Genomic DNA, 17,773 nt, shown 5'->3' on the forward strand with positions numbered 1-17,773 from the left:
AATTATGCTACGTGATCTTGGTCTCCGAACATTTCGTTGAGAATCGCGAGTAACTGGTTCATTTTGACCGGTTTGCTGAGGTAGTGTTTAAAACCGGCTTTCAAACCTCTTTCTACGTCCGCCGGCATTGCATCAGCGGACAGAGCAATTACGGGAATTTCGCAAGTAGTTTCATCTTCCTGCAATTCTTTAAGGATGTCATAACCGCTCCTGCCGGGAAGGTGTATGTCCAAAATTATAACATCGGGATTTTCCTCTCTGACCCGCTTTAACCCGTCGTCAGCATTGACTGCGGATATTATCCGAATGTTGCTCTTTTTCTTAAAAATAGCTTCTACTACTTTCAAATTGGCTATATTGTCTTCAACATACAAAATAGTTTTTGCACCGGGTAATAATCGAGTTGTAGATTTTTCCTGTTGTTGAGTTTCAAGTATTTGATCATCTGCCGGAAGTTCTACATAAAAAGAGGACCCATGACTGATCTTGGATTCAACGCCAATCGTGCCGTCCATTATTTCCACAAGTTGTTTACTGAGAGCCATTCCTATCCCTGTGCCGTCTATGCCGCTATGTTCCGCGCCCAGGCGATTGAAAGGGGTGAACATCTCCTTGAGTTTATCTTCTGCAATACCAATGCCTGTGTCGGATACGGTTATTCGAACATTATTTTTGGGAGTAATTTTAGCGGCTACTTTAATTGACCCTCCAAGTTTGTTGTATTTGGCTGCATTGGACAAGAGGTTTATAAGGATCTGATTCAAGCGAGTTGAATCCGCTTTCACAAAGATATCCGAATCCACGGCAAGCTTTACTGTGATTTGTTTTTCTCCGATCAGAGGCTGAACAATTGTCAGCGCTTCTTGAACAGACTTAAGCAGAACGACAGATTCTACATTTGCAGTGAGTGTCCCGGCTTCAATTCGGGACAGATCCAGCAATTCCGTAATCAATACCAGCAGATGTTCTCCTGCATTGTAGATTTCTTCAATATAGGAAATATGTTCCTGTTCCAAATCGTCAGCGATCAAAACCTGGGAAAAGCCCAGTATTGCGTTTAGTGGAGTTCTAAGTTCGTGAGACATTCGAGAAAGGAATTCGTTTTTCGCCTGACTGGCTTTTTCAGCAATGTCTCTAGCTTCCTCCAAATCCGCAGTACGCACCTTTACTTCGTGTTCCAGGTGATTTTGATAGCGGGCAAGTTCTTGCTCAGCCTGTTTTTTGTCTGTTATGTCTCTTTGTATGGCGAGCCATACTTCACCATGTATTGGGTGAGTGAATGTGGAAACAGAGGTGGATACCCAGAGTATATTTCCTCTTCTTGTACTGTTTTTTACCTCTCCGGTCCATTGGCCTTTTTGCTTCAGGTCACTTTGCATCAGGCGGGCTTCCTGTTTTAAAACGCTGAATTTGAAAAAATCCATACCCACCATTTCACCTGGCTCATAACCATACATTCTTTCTGCGCCGGCGTTGGTGTATAAAACTCGGTTATCGTCAGAGTTAACCAGAAAGACCGCTTCTGTCATTTGCTCCAACATTCTGGCCTGCAGCCTGATGTCGTCTTCCACGGTGGCCTGATGGCTAATACGCTGGTGATTATAGCGTTCAGGTATATGCGGCTCAATTAAACCGAATTTTTCAATGAGTTTGAAATGGCCCTCTCTGTCACACCGCGATAAAAATGTATTGACGCGGGCATGGTGATGGACAGGATTCATTTGTACCATCCCCTGAGGGGCAGCAACGCGAATGTGTTTCAGGGCTTCAACCAAGTCTTCGGGGTTTAAACTACCAGCCATATTGGCGGCTTTTGCGAACGCTTTCACGCAAACATAGGTGCCCTCACCAAAATTGGTGAGAATACCATTTCCACCAGGCCAGATTCCGTCAACATGAGGTAGTTTTTCCAGGCGTTTAAGATAGTCTTGGTTTTCGGCAGTATCCACCGTCATAAAATAAGTATTAGTGGAATAAAATCCCTCACGAACCTCAGGGCTTAGTATGCTGGCCATCATTTCATCGTAATGCCCCATAACCACTGCTATTTTTTCCTTCAACCCTCGTTGAGTAAAACGGGTTAACAATTCCACCTGGTCAGAACCGGCAAAATAGGGTACAAAAACATCGGGTTGGGTAGCTTCCACATGATCTAAGAGGGACTCAATATCCGCCGGAGAGACACCTATGGGTAAATATTCTTCACCCACGATTTCACCCTTGGCGTGATGCAATGCTAATTTGCCGGCATCAATGGAACCTCTTGGCCACTCGTAGTTATTACCCGCAAAAAACATTTTGGGTCCAAAATGCTCGCGCATATAGGGAATCATTTTATGTATCTGCTGATTGGGTAAGGCGGCAAAATGGAAAAAATATCGGCTTAAAATGCTGCCCTCGTAGAAGGAGAAATTCAGTAGCGGTGTTTTCTGTGGTTCGGCTACCCGGTAGGCCACAGCAATACGAGAATTTGATAACAAATTGCCTATAATTGCGCTGCACTGTTTGTCCACCAGTTTCGTCGCGGCTTTCACAGCGCTTTCCGGCAGGCTGCCGTCATCTTCTACTAACAGTTCCAGGGGTTTACCCAATACACCACCCGCCTCATTTACTTCCTGACAGGCCACCAGCCCCGCATTGTGAATTTCGGATCCGTAGATTTCCACAAGTCCGGTCAATGGGGGCATTAATCCGAGCTTTACTGTTTTACTCATAGTGTATCCTGTGTCTATGTGAGGTCCGTGCACCGAAAAAAGTTTTGTGCTGATTCTTTTAACGGTACATAGTAGCTAGATACTAAGTGGAAAAATGTTAAATATTAATTACATTTTACAAGTTTTACCTGGAATTAACTTTGTGTAGTGTGTCACATTTTCGATATTTATTAGATACAAACAATGCGCACTCTTTTGGTGCGCGGCTCATTATTTAATTAGCTGCCCTGGGAGGAAACTGCTTACTTTCTTTCAGACTGGTTACATAAAAAAGGTAATAACTGATCAATTTGAGGTGATTTGAGTTTTTTCCATCTTGGCGATACATACGCCTGTCCGTCCCACTTCAGGGTCACCAGATGCAGTTCATCGCTACGCGGAGCGTAAATTAAGTTGTGTTTCTGTGCCAATTGCTGTTTGAAAAGAGATGGGTTTATTTCACCATTATGTTCCACTACCACTACTTTATCAGGCGATAGTGTTTTGTAGCGCTCCAAGTATATTTCTGTGGCCAGCTGGGGTATCGCATCGGTAACACTGGTAGCGTCACCCAAATCCGAAAATAAGAGTACAACTTTGTCAGGCAGTTCTAAAATGGTTAAGCCACATTCTTTGTTTTCAATACCTTGTCCTTTAAAACGATAAATCTCGCTCTGTACCTGTGCTGTCATTTTTAACTCACTTTTTGGTATATGGGCGTGTTAACTTCTTGCGCTCTCTTCACGCGTTAGCACTATGCCCTCTGATGCAGCCCACTCGTGCATGTCTCTTTTGGAAATGGCTGCAGCCATCAGATCCGGAAACTTATCCGGGGTGCAGGCAAAGGTGGGTATGCCCATGTTTGAAAACACTGCCGCCATGCTGTGATCGTAAAAGGAAGCACCGTCATCGCTTAATGCTAAAAGGGTAATGACCTGTACACCGGCCAGCACCAGATTGGAGACGCGTTGAACCATTTCCTTGGCATTTCCCCCCTCGTATAAATCGCTGATAAGAATAAAAATAGTATCATCGGGGCGTTGAACCAACCCCTGGCTGTAAGCAATAGCACGATTGATATCCGTACCGCCACCCAGTTGTACCCCGAATAACAAATCCACCGGGTCATCGTGCAGCTCTTCACTTAGGTCAACAACGGCTGTATCAAACACCACCATACTGGTGCTCAGCGCCGGCATAGACGCCATGACTGCAGCAAATATACCGGAATACACAACGGAAGTAGCCATGGAGCCGCTTTGGTCTATACACAGCACCACATCCTTAAGAGATGATCGCTTTCGGCCAAAACCAATCTTAATCTCAGGAACAATGGTTTTATAATCCGGTAAATAATTCTTAATATTAGCACGTATAGTTCGGTGCCAGTCGATCTCCTTTAACCTCGGTCGGCGATTACGAATGGAACGGTTCAAGGCCCCGTTGACTGCAGTTTGCATTGGTTGTTGCAAACGTTGCAAAAGTTCGTCAACCACCTTGGTGACCACTTGGCGCGCAGTATCTTTGGTTTTGGCGGGTATGACATTTTTCAGTGAAATTAAGGTGGCGACCAAGTGCACGTCCGCTTCCACGGCTTCCAGAATTTCCGGCTCCAACAGTAGCTGATCCAAGCCCAATCGCTCAATGGCGTCCTGCTGCATCACTCGAACCACTGACGAGGGAAAAAATTGGCGGATATCACCCAACCAGCGGGCGACACTGGGTGCAGAGGCTCCTAAACCTCCACGCCCACGCTTACCCATACCTCCTCCGTCACTGTCCTCTCCGCCATACACGGCACGAAGACAGCGATCCATAGCCAAATCATCACCCTGCAGGGCATTTGCCATTGCTCCGGACTCACCCTCGCCTAAGATTAGGCGCCAGCGGCGTTCCCGTTCAGCCTGATCCATGGTCAACCTCCAATCCCAGCAGTCGGCTTACCGTGGGGAGTACTTGCCGGGCTCGTTGATGATCGAAATCGCTTTGCGGCAAGGTGCCAGGCAGGGACGCTTTTTGGTGTTTCACCCGTTCTCCAATTTGACGTCTTTCGGGCATATCAAAACTGGAAAAAGTTCGTCGCAATACCGGTAGCATATTGATAAAAGCTTCGCTTGGGAGCTGGGAAATCCATTGATCCAGGATCTCCCAAAGGCTTTGATCGTATATAAGCAGCTGACCACTTCCACGTAAAAATCCATCTGCCCAGGCTGCGGCTTGCCCCGGATCATTTGCGACAGACAAGGCTAATCCGAATTGTCGTGCCGCCTCCGTATCATCAATGGCTCCGGCATTCAGTAATAATTGACAGCAGCGACCGGTAAGAAGGGCGTGGATGTCTTCCCGGTCTAACATCGAGATGAGAGTATGGTGCCAACTCTCGGTAAACTCTATGTTGTCCAATAGTGCTACCGCTGTTTGTACTCCTTGGATCAACTGGTGCAGGTGTTCTGCGGCTTCTTCATTAAGAGAAACACAGGAGTTGGGCAAACCGATGCACACGCGGGTGATCATTCCCGCCACCACGGTTTGTACAGTGTCTAAGGATGTTTTGCGCACATCGCCGTAACGCAGCAAATGGGCCAGGTTAGGTAAAGCAGCCATTAAATGTAATACATCCGCGGCGCGCGCCGCTTCGGCTTGCAGGGTTTGCATCAGGACATCCACAGCTGTATCTAAGTCGGCGAACAGGGCATCCTGGGCAAGTGCTGCCAGTTCTTCCAGAGACTGATCGTTAGCTCTGGCAATTGTGGCACCATTGGCTGCAGCTTTAATGGTGTTCCCCCAACGTCCGGCCTCGATGAGTTTGATTTCAAATTCGGGTTTCCACTGAATGCGCCAACTTTCCTTAAAAGTCCCTTTACCGCGGGCTTCATTCCCCCCTTCACCCCAATGACAACCCAGCAAGCGTAGTTGTCGTAACAGATAACTGCGTTGCAAATCATTGGGTTTGCGCAAATCAAGAATCAGTTCGATATCAGCTGCGCTGGGTTTTAGACGCAGACTTTTTTGTAGTTTTGCCAAATCCTGTTGTAAGGGCGTCAGGGGGGTATCTTCCGGTACTAACCCCAAGCGCTCTCCTATAATGAGTTTTTGCTGTAACAGGCGCATTGGTAAGGCATCACCAAACAACATAACCGTTTGTATAGCTTCATTGAGTTCATCTAATCCTACTATAGGTCTGCCGCGCATGGCTGTAAGGGCATCAGCCAAACGCACCGACTCAATAATGTGAGCTGAGGAAATGTCCAACCCCTCTTCACGGAAAACTCTAGCTGCCAGCGTCAGCCAGTGTAAGGCGATTTTGTTTTCATGGTTCCATAAATGATGGTACCAGCCGGGTGAATGTATGCCGGCACCATAACCGCCGGCGTAGCTGAGTCGGCCATAACTCCAAGGTATCCAGGTCGCATTGGTTTTGATTTTGGGCAGGTTTTTTAATATTTGATTGTCTTGTTTTACCGGAGGAAGTTCCTTTAAGGCTGGAACATGCCAAGCCCCACACACGACAGCGATATTCTGAAAACCTTCTTTTTGAGTGGCGCGAAGTGTCTTACGCATATGCGCTTCGCGTAATTGTTCTATGAATTCGTCATGTTCATCGGTTGTGTTGTTCGTTACCGGCTCTTTGCTAATTTCTTCGCGTAATGCCGTCATCGCTTCAGCAATACCTAAAAACACGTTATCACTGTTGCGACGCTCTTCAACCATGTGTTCCCACCAGCGTTCGCTGTCTTCATAACCGGCTGCCTGGGCCAACAAACGCAATGGATCTCTGCGAAGCTGTTGCATCAATCTGGGATCTTCGAGCTTCGTGTCCTCGTCATTCTCTTCGTTGTCCTCTTCACTGTCCACTTCGCCGATCACCTGAGCCTGAAGTTTGGCCTCCTGCGTCTGATCCAGGGCTAAGCGAAAACTAATGGGTAAGTCCATAAATCGCACAGGTACGTTTTGATCCAAAGCATATTGTAAAGCCTGCCATTCCGGGGAAAATTGGGCAAAGGGATAGTAAACCGCTTGATCCGGTTGTTCCGGTGCATAAACCAGGATGGCCACCGGTGTTTGCATTTGCTCGTGTTTACATAAGGGTATGATGGAATCCGCTTCGGGGGGGCCTTCGATCAGCAGCACATCCGGCTGCATAGCGTCCAGAGCCACTTTTAAGCTGCGCGCAGACCCCGGACCGTGGTGTCGTATACCAAATATTTGTACGGTCATCAGATGATTTCGCGGCAAGCTCGGTACAGATCTTTCCAGTCTTTCCGTTCTTTAATAACGGTTTCCATATATTCTTTCCATACGACGGAATCTTGTACCGGGTCTTTGACAACGGCCCCAACCAGGCTGGATGCCATATCGGTGGCGGTTAAGGAACCGTCGCCAAAGTGAGCCGCCAATGCCAGCCCACTGCCAACGACCGAAATTGCTTCCGCTGTACTTAAGGTGCCGGACGGGCTTTTCACTTTGATCTTGCCATCCCAGGTAACCCCATCACGCAATTCGCGGAACATAATCACCACGCGGCGGATTTCCTCCAGTGCGGGTTTTTCAGCGGGTAACTCCAACGCTCTACCCAGTTTTTCTACACGCTGTTCCACAATTTGCACTTCTTCTTCTATAGACGAAGGCACAGGTAAAATCACGGTATTGAAACGCCGTTTTAAAGCGCTGGATAAATCATTTACGCCCTTGTCGCGGTTATTGGCGGTGGCTATAATATTGAACCCTTTTCTAGCCTGGCGTTCGGTGTTGAGTTCAGGTATCGGTAATGTTTTTTCGGATAAGATTGTAATCAATGTGTCCTGCACATCTGCAGGTACTCGGGTTAATTCTTCCACACGGGCAATCTTACCTTCACTGATGGCGTGCATAATAGGACTGGGCACTAAAGCCGATTCACTGGGACCTTCGGCAATGAGCTTGGCGTAGTTCCAATTGTAACGAAACGCTTCCTCCCCTACCCCGGCGGTGCCCTGAACGATAAAAGTGGACGATCCGCAAATTGCAGCCGCCAGATGTTCCGATACCCAGGATTTCGCCGTACCAGGTAAACCGTACAGCAACAAAGCTCGATCAGTGGCCAACGTTGAAATAGCAATTTCGATTAATCGTGGATTACCGATATACTTTGCGCTGATTTCCATGCCATTGTTCAGTTTTCCACCGAGAATATAGGTTCGTACCGCACCGGGCGATAAGGACCAATTGGGGGGCCGGGCTTGGTCATCTGCCGCAGACAAGGCTTCCATTTCATGGGCAAACTCTTCTTCGGCATGTTGGCGTAAGACGGCAGTGTTTGGGGTCTGGCTCACGGCTCACCTCTTTAGTGTTTAATGCGTTTTTGACGTGGGATTAATAATTTCTTGTAACATGGTGTTTCGAAACAACAAAGTATCCAGTGTTTCCTGTAATGGTTCCTGGTACAAACCCTCATTTTCCAGCGGTTTCCTCAGCTGTGTATGAAAGTACTCCAGGCTGTCCAAATGCAAATACAAAGCGGTAATATTTAATAAGGTACTGATATAATAGTAGCGCTGGTTCAACCCGGAGAACGCGCCGGCCCATGCATCCACCACTGCTTTGGAGAAGGACAAGCTCCACGGATACTTGAGGTGTTCCAGTAAATTCAGTTTTTCCACCAATGCTTTGGCGTTACTGGTGCCGCTAAGCAGCTCGAGTACCACCTGCTCGCGTTGGTCGGGGACGAGAATTTTCCACAACTCGGTGTCCATAGGTTCCTGTTTAAGCCAGACTTGAGCAAACTCAGAATCGTTGTGTCTTAGTACGGCACTATACAGCCCCTGTTGCAGTGGTTGTTCCCACTCGTGCTTTCTAATAATGTCCGCAATTTCTCCGGGATTGAGTTGCCACAAATGACACCAGTGTCCGGGTGGCACCAGGGCCAGACTTTGTTCTAACCACCAGGCTTTTTGGCCTTTTCCCTTCGGTGCGGTTTCAATAATCCCGTCTTTCTGCCATTCGTTGTCCCACTGTTCCGGAAGTTCCACGGCTAAGCTGCCCTTTTTCGTGCGATTAAGTTTGCTTTTACCATTTGGCGTAAACTGCAACCATTGTTTGAGTCGCTTCAGGGTCCGCTGTGAAAATTGCGAATCCGGTAATTGTGCCAGCAAACTCGCAGCTGTAAGACGAACTTCTTTACTTTTGTCCTGCAAGCAGGTCTCCAGAAAGGCTTCGTCCTGTTTATTCAAAGCGATTTCCAGGCAGTTAAGAAGTGCCACACGGTCTTTGGCGGACTCTTGCTTCCAGGTGTCTTGAAGGAGCTGCATTGCTTGTTTATTGTCGATTTTTCGCAGTTGTCGTAAATAGACACGGCGATCCTGGGTATTGCCCAATTCCCAATCAGTTGTTTTGAGTTCTCCATCTTGTTTAGAGGGCATGTCCTGTAACAATTCCTGCCATTGTGGGTGCTGTGCCGCGAGCCACTCCCCCCTTTCTCCTGCCACAGCAAGTATGGGCCTGCGCAGGGGTTTTTTGCGCAATGCTAAATCCAAAAGCCTGGGTAGCAATAAATGGGGTAAACGTAAAGACTGCCGTTCCACGGCATCGAGCCACTCCGGTAACAGGGCTAGATTGTCACGGTCGCGTATAATTTGTTGTAAGTGGTTTTGGGACAGTGTTGTAACAGTCGGTTGAGTATTAGCGGGGCAAGGTACAATAGTTTCGTCGCTTTGATCTGCCTTGATTCCTGCGTGATAATAAACACCTACCAGCGCTGCTGTGGATAGAAATGCGGCTTCGCGGTTACCGTCCTGCGGAATTTGACCAGTGGGGTAAATCTGTCGGATCAAAGGACCAAGGTTTTCATCCTTTAGCAGGACCTGAAGCCCGGTATCGGTTTGTCGTTCGGTACCCAGTAGGGCCACTTTTATGAGCTCTTGCCAGATTTGCATAAGTTTAAGCCATCATTTCCAATTGCAGACCGACAAGGTTATGTGCTTCCTGGTGATTATATACAGTCAGTGGTTTGAAACGTCCTAAATCCCATTCCCCAAATATATCTACGGGAAAACCACCACTAATAGACAATAAGGTCCAACCCAATGAGTTAAGCAGTTGCAATTCCAACACTCGGTTTTGTGTGTCTTGTATATACCAGTGGTCTCCACGTCGATAAGGTACCACCTGAGATAAAGCCATGGGAAAGGCATATAACCAGGGATATTCAGCCAAAGCCCGGGTATATTGTTGTAAGGCGGTGTCGATTGAGATAAATGCAGTCGGGGCATTCGGAGTTTGCTGCTTTAGCGGAGATTGTAATTGATCGGGTTCTTTGAGCACTGCTCTCAAGGGCCAACTGCCCGGATAGTAAATCAGCTCTCCTTCAAAACATTGACCAACACCGGGACGTATAGGCAACACCTGATTAGCTACCGCGAAATCCAACAGCATGGCATAGCGACTGCTGTTTTGACCCAGTAACCAAGTACGCTGAATCTGCAACTGGGATTCCAGTTCAGTGACTTGGCTCATAACCCACCAGCTATCCGAAGTTACCGGGTGGTTCATCAACTCCTCTTTGTTATGAGTATAACCCAGGAGCGAATCCACATCGGCTTTCTCATTGTCGCACAACAGCTCCTTGTTTTTATATGCGTTGATAAGTAAGTGCATCTTTGCCAACTGAAACAATAAAGGTTCTTGCCAATGATCCACTTGATAACGTAGATCGGCCCCCCTTTGAATCCAGCGCGACAATCCCGGCGCCTGGGCATCCACCATACGGGCTGCCATTTTTCGCCAGTGATCACCGGAATCATCTTGCCGGGCCAAACCATGGCGCGCCTGGTCCTGTATCCACTGTGAGAGGTCTTCTAATCCGGTTGCGACTTTTTGTTCCCTGGATTCACTGCGTTTTTGTTTGGCTTTTTCTCGGCGCCTTAAGGTGGCCTCATCAGCGGGGCTCTCTTGTTTTGGGTTTGCTTTTCGAGTTGCACGCTGTTCTCTTTTCTCCAGCCAATCGCTAACCCAGTCCGGTGCTTGAGCCTGTCCCATAGCAGTGGATTCTTCAGCGAACACATAGGCCAGACCCAAGGCGTGTTTACAGGGAAATTTACGGCTGGGGCAGGAACATTTGAAAGCCGGACCGGTCATTTCTATACAGGTCTGATAGGGTTTGGAACCGCTACCTTTGAATTCACCCCACAGGGCCTTTTCGGTTTTCCCCAATGTCTGCCATTTGGAGGCACGCCCCAGTTTCTGCCCGGCTTTTACAGAAGCCGTATCCGGAGCCATGCTGGTGACTTGATCAGATGTCCAAGTGATTGGCATATCAAAATAGTAGTCGTTACTCTTTGTTTTTAAAAGGCATACTATTAATTGCTGGTCTGCTTGTGTGCGGTATGATTGTTATCGGCAACAATCCGGGCAAATTGATGTTTGGATTCAATTTTTTTAATCCCAATGGTTATACCACTACCAAAGTGCGAAATTTGACATAAATTATTTACAAGCTGCTTAATGACTCAGCAAAACTATTGGCTTCCCATTGAGCCCGTTGCAGTTGCTCGTTACTTAGACCCAGTACATCGTCGGTATCACCGGATTCCAATTTTCTTGCGACATCAAGGTAGTGCCAATAGGGTCCCCTTTGGTTTAACAAAGCTTCCCGAATGGGCTCGGGCACCACGAGATCGTGCAAAATCCGTGGCATATCATTTCCCAGCAACGCATCCAAATAGGAAAACGTACCCAATAGAAACAATTCGTTGGAATGTTTAAAATTGTTTTGTTTCCCAAGCAGTTCCATTAAACGTCCTCGATACACAGCAGAGTTCAACAACGTTCTCGACCACTTGTTATTTTGCTCGTTGGAGGTGAACAACAATATGGCTAACCATCTGTAAAGTTGCTCTCTTCCCAATAAATTGATAGCGCCGCTTATAGTGGTGATTTCCTTGCTGCGGCGTAGGCCTGCCGAGTTTACTAGTTTAAGTAGCTTGAATGATAAAGGTACGTCATGGGTTATGCTTTGAGCTAAGTCGCTACTTTCAGTATCCGACATAATTTGATTCATGACGTTAAGAATAGCCAGTTCGTTGCCGGGAATGTCAGTTTGCGACATGATTTTGGGTTTACCAAAAAAATACCCTTGGAACAAATTAAATCCCAGTGCCATCAGCAATTCATATTGTTCCACGTTTTCTACTTTTTCAGCCAACAATGTTTTATTGGCCCTCTTGGCAAATCCAACGTGTTCTACTAAAGATGCATCGTCATGCATTTGCACGTCAATTTTTATTATATCCGCAAATTCCACCAACTTAGCGCTTTCGGTAGTGTAAATGTAATCGTCCAATGCAAATTTGTAATTTTTTTCTCTCAGATGTGTTAAGCTGTCTAACAGCTCACTTCCCGGTGTCACAGTCTCCAATATTTCCAATACCACTTTATCGTGTGGCAAAATCTCCACGAGATCGCTTTTCAATAAATGTTCATCAAAATTAATAAACGCCATTTTGTTTCCCAATACATTTGCGTATCCCATATTGAGAAATACATTTGCCATGACTTGAAGTGTTGCTATCTTAGGATCATCAAATTCCGCCTTGTTTTTATGTATGCTGTTACGAAATACCAGTTCGTACCCTACTATACGACAATTGCGATCAACGATGGGTTGTCTGGCAAGGTATACTTTTAGTGACGCATCGTCTGTTTTTGCTTGTGGAATCATGGTTTTATCCTAGTTTGTATTTGCAAATATAGTTAACGATGGCCTCTGGTATACGCCGTAAGGATATGCTCTCACATACCGCGCCCAGATTAACCGCTTCTTTAGGCATTCCATACACAACACAGGAATCTTTGTCTTGTGCGAGAGTGTGGGCGCCACTATTTTTCATTTCCAACAGTCCTTTTGCTCCATCATCACCCATACCGGTCATAATAATACCCAGGGCGTTTTTTCCTGCACTAGCGGCAGCGGAGCGAAACAATACGTCAACTGATGGTCTGTGGCGATTGACCAAAGGACCATCAATAATTTCGATAAAGTATCGCGTTCCGTTGCGTTTCAACATCATGTGTTTTCCGCCGGGTGCGATAAGTGCCTTGCCGGGTGTCACCACTTCTAAGTTCTCGGCTTCTTTCACTTCTATTTCACATAGACCATTCAATCGAGTAGCAAACGCACGAGTAAATTTTTCCGGCATATGTTGCACAATAACGATTCCGGGTGACATGGATGGCAACGAGCTGAGAATCTCTTCCAGAGCTTGAGTACCGCCAGTGGAGGTTCCGATTGCGACAACGCAATCTGTTTTTACTTTGGTATTTAGTGCCACTGGTGGAATTACGGTATCAACCGAATGCTTAGCAGGTACAGGTCTATCTATAGGTATTACATTAGGTTTTAATTGTTTAATATTGGCTTGTGCTGCAGATTTTATCGCCTGTAAAAATAGGGTTCGTTCTTCACGAAAGTAAGTACTCAAAGATACTTTGGGCTTTGCTATAATATCAACGGCACCGGATGCTAAGGCTTGCATTGTTATGTCTGCCCCTTGTTGTGTCATTGAAGAGCATATGACAACCGGGGTAGGCCTTTCTGACATTATTTTTTTTAAGAAGGTGATGCCGTCCATTCGAGGCATTTCAATATCCAGCAAAATGACGTCGGGCCACGCCTTTTCCATATGTTTCATGGCAAATATAGGATCTGAAGCTTTGGCGATGACATCAATGGAAGGGTCTGCATCCAGTATCTCAGATACTACCTTGCGAACCACAGCAGAATCATCCACAACCAGTACTTTAATGGTCATCAGTATCCCCGTCCATTTTGATATATGGATGGAATCAGTGGCTTTAGTGATTTACTAATCCCATGTAAGGATTCTGAATGTCCTACGACAAAATATCCGCCTTCAATCAGATGTTTCTCAAGTTGATGTATCACTCTCACTCGTGTTTCCTCAGCGAAATATATCAAGACATTACGCAGGAAAATGATGTGGAACTTACCTATGTCCGGTAAAGGTTTGGTTAGGTTAATAGTTCTAAATGTCATATTGGATAATCGGTCTTTATCCATAAGTAGTTGACCCGATTGAGACCGAACACCTTTTAGGCAATACCTTTGCAAGTAGTGCTTTGGGATTCGTTGATTGTTATCCAGCGGATACAACCCTCTCTCGGCTGTTTCCAGCATCTGTCGACTGACATCAGAGGCCAGAATTTCCCAACGCGTATCGTTGAATACGCTATCCAATAACATAGCCAATGAATATGCTTCTTCACCGCTGGAACAGGCGGCGCTCCATACTCTAACCCTTGGATGCCGTTTAAGTCCAGGTAGAACACTGGTTTCCAGAACTTCAAAATGCTTTGGTTCCCGAAAAAAACAGGTTTCATTGGTGGTTAACAAATCTATAACAACCTGCTCTTCACTGGCATGTCCCTGTTTTAGGTATTTGATATAATCTGAATAGCTGTTCATTTGAAGTTGATTTAGACGCTTGTTTAGCCTTCCGGACACCATAGCTTGTTTGTTTTCCGCCAGTGCAATACCTACCTGTTTCCCAATGAATTCCTTGAAGAAACAATACTCCTTTTCGTTCATTGGATGTGCGGTATAGCTATTGGAATCGCTGGTAGTCATAAGTTATTCAATCGAATGCCAACATGGATAGTTCGTCGACATTCAGCGCTTCATAGATGTTAATCAAAGTAGCGAAACCCTGGTCAACTCTACCCATTCCTTGAATATATTTTACTGAAATGCTTGCCCCAAATGCCGGGGCCGGTTTTATATCCTGGGGGTTCACTGACAAAACTTCATTCACGGAATCTACAATAAATCCAACATCCAATTTGTCATCTTCTTGCTTGATTTCGACAACAACAATACAGGTTCTGGGTCCAATGGTCTCAGGTGACTTATGGAATCGAGATGCCAAATCAATGACGGGTACCACATTCCCGCGAAGATTAATCACACCCCTGATGTAATCGGGAACCATCGGTACACGTGCAACGTTTATGTATTCGATTATTTCCTTGATATGCAGTATTTCAACTCCAAACTGTTCCTTTCCAAGTAAAAATAACAAATACTGAGTATTCCGTTCCAATACTTCTGATTCTCCGGAATGTTTTACATCAGTGTATAGCCTATGATTGTCCATGCTGTTTACCATAAAACTTTCGTGCCCCTCATGACACCTTGCGTTCTAAGTTCTCAGAGAAACTGTAGTCCGAAACATTTTCGTTTAAGCCGGTGTAAAATTCACGAATATCTTCCATCGATATAATAGTGTCAACATTTAGCAGCATTACCAGTTCGTTTTTTACCCTGCCAATCCCTTCGATGAATTCATTAATAAATTTTCCTCCAAAATCGGGAACCGGATCGGTACAGTCACTATTTATATCGGTTACTTCAGACACGGAATCTGCAATCAGCCCGGTGCAGATAGTCTTGTTCCCCGCAGGAACTTCAACTATCAAAAAACAGGTGCGTTTTCCTAATGTAGAATGTTTTAACCCGATTCGGGCTGACAAGTCCAATATTGGGATAACTGAGCCTCTTAGGTTGAGGGCCCCCCAGACAAATTGCGGCATCATGGGGATAGGGGTGATTTCTGAATATTCTGCTATTTCCCGAATGTATTCTATAGGTACTGCAAACTTTCTATCGTCCAGATAGAAACACAGAAACTTTTTCTGGAAAATAGTAGTGGTGTTGGCTTGATTTCTCTGGTTCATTAATATCACTTAGTTGCCGGTTTTGACATCACTGAATGGCTCAAAGTCACTCAGATCAATCGCCGAAGTTGCCGCATCGGTTCCGTGATTACCAAATATTTTCACCACATCCGGTATGTATAATTCTTCGGTGCTTTCCCCTAATTTAAAATATCCGATAGATGTTTTTAAATTCGAGGCGTGATTATGCAAGGAATTGGCTGTTTCCGCGAGTTGGTCTGACGCCATAGCCGTACTTTGTGCAATATCGTCAAGTTGTTCTATGGCAGTGCTGACTTGTTGTACCCCAGTGGCCTGTTCTTCTGACGCAGCACTGATTTCCATGACAAGATCCGCTGTTTTTTGAATATTGGGTACCATTTGATGTAACAGCAGTCCGGCGCGATCCGCTATTTTTAAGCTGTTTGACGCTTCGCTACTTATTTCCTTTGCGGACTGTTGACTTCGTTCAGCCAATTTTCTAACCTCGTCTGCAACCACCGCAAACCCCTTTCCATGATCTCCGGCTCTAGCCGCTTCTATTGCTGCGTTCAGGGCTAAGAGGTTGGTTTTATAAGCGATATCTTCTATTAGCGATATTTTTTCAGCGATAAGCCGCATGGCGACAACGGTGTCGTTAACCACCTCACCACTTTCAGATGCCTCCACGGATGCATTAATGGCTATAGATTCCGTTTGTTTGGCGTTTTCTGCATTTTGGTTGATCGATGCGTTCATCTCTTCCATGGATGCGCTGGTCTCCTGAACGCTAACCGCTTGTTTTGTTGATCCTGCATTGAGAAACTGGGCAGCCGATTGAACCTGATTGGCGATACCGCTAATCAACTCCACATAGTTATTGACGTCTAACAATACCATTTGGATTTTTTCAACAAATCCGTTTACAGCGCGCGCCGTATCACCTATTTCGTCATTACTTTGTATGGGAATACGAAAAGTTAGATCGCCTTCTCCACGCCTTAAATTATTGACCGCGTTAACCATATCATTTAGCGGTCTCGTTATGCTAAACCGGCTGAAGAAAGTGGCAAATGCGATGGTCCCGGCCAGAACAACCAGTGTACCAACGATAAGGATGTACCTGAGAAAATATACGTCAGCGAAGGCTTCGTCCACGTCCATTTCACTCAATACCGCCCATTTGAATTCATCAATAGTTATCGGGCTATAGGACGACAAAACCTGATTACCTAAGTATCCTCGAATTATTTCCGTTTTGTTGTTACCCCGAAGCGCCGCTTCGGTAGCATCGGTACGTACTTTTTGTATACCAATTGCACTGCCTACGCGGTCTATTTCATTAGCGTCAATTGTCGGGTCATAATTCGTTAGTCTATTTATGTAGTTGGATTTGTTTACATGTAAGGGCCTGGGATCGCTCCTAAGGGTGAAATCATTTGCGACTATATAGGATTGTCCACTATGGCCAAGCCCGATGGTTTCCCCTTTGTCACGATAGTGCATTATGTCGTTAATTTTGTTGGTTGGTATCTGAAACACCAATGTACCAATGTTTTTTCCGTTTCTGACTATGGGAGTTCCAACAAAAGCAGCAGGTGCATCATAGGAAGGATGATATGGAGAAAACTCTGATAATTTCGACAAATCAGAGTTGAAAGAAGATTGCACGGCAGAAAATACAGAAGCCAGACTGGAGTTTCTACTTATATTTGAACCTACAGAGGAAGCAAAATCGATTTCTTTGTATACGGAATACAAAATGTCTCCGGTTGATGAATCGATGATAAACAAGTCATAGTATCCGAATTTCGCCAGGTATTTTACAAAGATTGGGTGATATTTCGCATGTACACTGCTGTAAACACTGCCATCTCCGGCGTCCACCAATAACTGCTTTTTGCCTACCGGATATGGGTTGCCGGCCAGGTACAAGTCTTGAAGATATCTGGCCCTGTGGGTGCCGGGTAGATATTGATCCAAGAGAATATTTTGTTGACTGTTTTGCCCAAGTCGGGGAACAAATTCATTCCTATAATAGTTCATTAGTCGCTGGTCTGTTTCGCTGGAATAGGATAAAGATTGCGAATTATCCAAGGCACGGAACGCTGCCGAAAATTCCTCGGCAGCCTCAATGATCGTCAGACTTTTTGATTCAGAAACAATGTGATTTTTTATTGTTTCCACATAATCTACCAGGGCTGACGCGGTGTTGTCCCTAATCGCAGTTAATTTTTCAAATTGTGTACGCTGCAATGCGTTTGCGGATACAATATAACTGACTAAAGATACGGTGAGTATGGAGATAACACACACCGCTATAAAAGACAGGGTAACTTTTGTTCCAAGATTGAGTCTGGATCCACTTTTTTCAATTGTTTCCATTATTAATACCA

13 protein-coding genes are annotated in these 17,773 nt (G+C 45.6%); all 13 read right to left on the bottom strand.

All coding sequences use genetic code 11. The features are described from left to right. Positions 1–2 precede the first annotated feature (2 nt). Complete coding sequence (locus OEY58_05510) at positions 3–2,714, bottom strand: transporter substrate-binding protein (GenBank protein MDH5324902.1); 2,712 nt, start codon at positions 2,712–2,714, stop codon at positions 3–5. Between the two features lie 242 nt (positions 2,715–2,956). Next, entirely contained in the window at positions 2,957–3,385 is a 429-nt protein-coding gene (locus OEY58_05515; protein MDH5324903.1) for a hypothetical protein, read from the bottom strand. Between the two features lie 30 nt (positions 3,386–3,415). Beyond that, positions 3,416–4,606 (bottom strand): VWA domain-containing protein, encoded by a 1,191-nt coding sequence (locus tag OEY58_05520; GenBank protein MDH5324904.1) that lies wholly within the window; start codon positions 4,604–4,606, stop codon positions 3,416–3,418. After that, the gene (locus OEY58_05525) at positions 4,593–6,911 is read right to left on the bottom strand and encodes a DUF5682 family protein (GenBank protein ID MDH5324905.1); all 2,319 of its coding nucleotides are present in this window, start codon (positions 6,909–6,911) and stop codon (positions 4,593–4,595) included. Before OEY58_05525 ends, OEY58_05520 begins: the two co-directional genes overlap by 14 nt. Further along, entirely contained in the window at positions 6,911–7,942 is a 1,032-nt protein-coding gene (locus OEY58_05530; GenBank protein ID MDH5324906.1) for an AAA family ATPase, read from the bottom strand. The genes OEY58_05525 and OEY58_05530 overlap by 1 nt, the downstream gene beginning before the upstream one ends. 81 nt (positions 7,943–8,023) lie before the next feature. Beyond that, entirely contained in the window at positions 8,024–9,604 is a 1,581-nt protein-coding gene (locus tag OEY58_05535; GenBank protein ID MDH5324907.1) for a DUF5691 domain-containing protein, read from the bottom strand. A 4-nt stretch (positions 9,605–9,608) separates the two neighbouring features. Continuing rightward, positions 9,609–10,982, bottom strand: coding sequence for an SWIM zinc finger family protein (locus tag OEY58_05540; GenBank protein MDH5324908.1), 1,374 nt, complete (start codon positions 10,980–10,982; stop codon positions 9,609–9,611). Between the two features lie 175 nt (positions 10,983–11,157). Next, entirely contained in the window at positions 11,158–12,387 is a 1,230-nt protein-coding gene (locus OEY58_05545; GenBank protein MDH5324909.1) for an EAL domain-containing protein, read from the bottom strand. Between the two features lie 4 nt (positions 12,388–12,391). Further along, positions 12,392–13,480 carry a chemotaxis response regulator protein-glutamate methylesterase gene (locus OEY58_05550; GenBank protein MDH5324910.1) on the bottom strand — a complete coding sequence of 363 codons (1,089 nt, stop codon included), beginning with the start codon at positions 13,478–13,480 and terminating at the stop codon, positions 12,392–12,394. After that, entirely contained in the window at positions 13,477–14,313 is an 837-nt protein-coding gene (locus tag OEY58_05555) for a protein-glutamate O-methyltransferase CheR (GenBank protein ID MDH5324911.1), read from the bottom strand. The genes OEY58_05550 and OEY58_05555 overlap by 4 nt, the downstream gene beginning before the upstream one ends. 7 nt (positions 14,314–14,320) lie before the next feature. Beyond that, positions 14,321–14,839, bottom strand: a complete 519-nt coding sequence (locus OEY58_05560) for a chemotaxis protein CheW (protein MDH5324912.1) — start codon at positions 14,837–14,839, stop codon at positions 14,321–14,323. 28 nt (positions 14,840–14,867) lie between these two features. Continuing rightward, on the bottom strand, positions 14,868–15,419 hold the full coding sequence (locus tag OEY58_05565) for a chemotaxis protein CheW (GenBank protein MDH5324913.1): 552 nt from the start codon (positions 15,417–15,419) through the stop codon (positions 14,868–14,870). Between the two features lie 9 nt (positions 15,420–15,428). Continuing rightward, positions 15,429–17,762 (bottom strand): methyl-accepting chemotaxis protein, encoded by a 2,334-nt coding sequence (locus OEY58_05570; GenBank protein MDH5324914.1) that lies wholly within the window; start codon positions 17,760–17,762, stop codon positions 15,429–15,431. Positions 17,763–17,773: the final 11 nt, after the last annotated feature.

This window comes from Gammaproteobacteria bacterium, from assembly GCA_029882975.1.
In the GTDB taxonomy this organism is placed as follows: Bacteria; Pseudomonadota; Gammaproteobacteria; order SZUA-152; family SZUA-152; genus JAJDNG01.